1 rRNA gene is annotated in these 1,267 nt (G+C 52.3%); it reads right to left on the bottom strand.

The features are described 5' to 3' along the window. Positions 1 to 1,267 (bottom strand): 23S ribosomal RNA (locus tag ACFOSS_RS16755); the annotation flags it as partial.

The following is a 1,267-nucleotide window of genomic DNA, read 5'->3' on the forward strand; positions in this document are numbered from 1 at the left end:
GGACAGGAACCCTTGGTCTTCCGGCGAGGAGGTTTTTCACCCCCTTTATCGTTACTTACGTCAGCATTCGCACTTCTGATATCTCCAGCATGCCTCACGACACACCTTCGCAGACTTACAGAACGCTCCCCTACCACTCAATCTATTGATTGAATCCGCGGCTTCGGTGCCTAGTTTGAGCCCCGTTACATCTTCCGCGCAGGCCGACTCGACCAGTGAGCTATTACGCTTTCTTTAAATGATGGCTGCTTCTAAGCCAACATCCTGGCTGTCTGAGCCTTCCCACATCGTTTCCCACTTAACTAGAACTTTGGGACCTTAGCCGGCGGTCTGGGTTGTTTCCCTCTTCACGACGGACGTTAGCACCCGCCGTGTGTCTCCCATGATTGTACTTACTGGTATTCGGAGTTTGCATCGGGTTGGTAAGTCGGGATGACCCCCTAGCCGAAACAGTGCTCTACCCCCAGTAGTAAGACATGAGGCGCTACCTAAATAGCTTTCGGGGAGAACCAGCTATCACCGAGTTTGATTGGCCTTTCACCCCTAGCCACAGGTCATCCCCTAACTTTGCAACGTTAGTGGGTTCGGTCCTCCAGTAAGTGTTACCTCACCTTCAACCTGCCCATGGCTAGATCACCCGGTTTCGGGTCTACTCCCAGCGACTAGTCGCCCAGTTAAGACTCGGTTTCCCTACGGCTCCCCTATACGGTTAACCTCGCCACTGAAAGTAACTCGCTGACCCATTATACAAAAGGTACGCAGTCACCCTTACGGGCTCCCACTGCTTGTACGTACACGGTTTCAGGTTCTATTTCACTCCTCTCACCGAGGTTCTTTTCGCCTTTCCCTCACGGTACTGGTTCACTATCGGTCAGTCAGTAGTATTTAGCCTTGGAGGATGGTCCCCCCATATTCAGACAGGATGTCACGTGTCCCGCCCTACTCGATTTCACAGCAAGTTTGTTTTCGTGTACGGGGCTATCACCCTGTATCGCCGGACTTTCCAGACCGTTCCACTAACGCATTCGCTGCTTAAGGGCTGCTCCCCGTTCGCTCGCCGCTACTGAGGGAATCTCGGTTGATTTCTTTTCCTCGGGGTACTGAGATGTTTCACTTCTCCCGGTTCGCCTCGCAACACTATGTATTCATGTTGCGATACTGCATAAATGCAGTGGGTTTCCCCATTCGGACATTGTGGTGTCAATGCTTCTTACCAGCTCGACCACACTTAACGCAGGTTAGCACGTCCTTCATCGCCTCTGACTGC

The organism is Pseudaeromonas sharmana, assembly GCF_042649925.1.
Classification (GTDB): Bacteria; Pseudomonadota; Gammaproteobacteria; order Enterobacterales; family Aeromonadaceae; genus Pseudaeromonas; species Pseudaeromonas sharmana.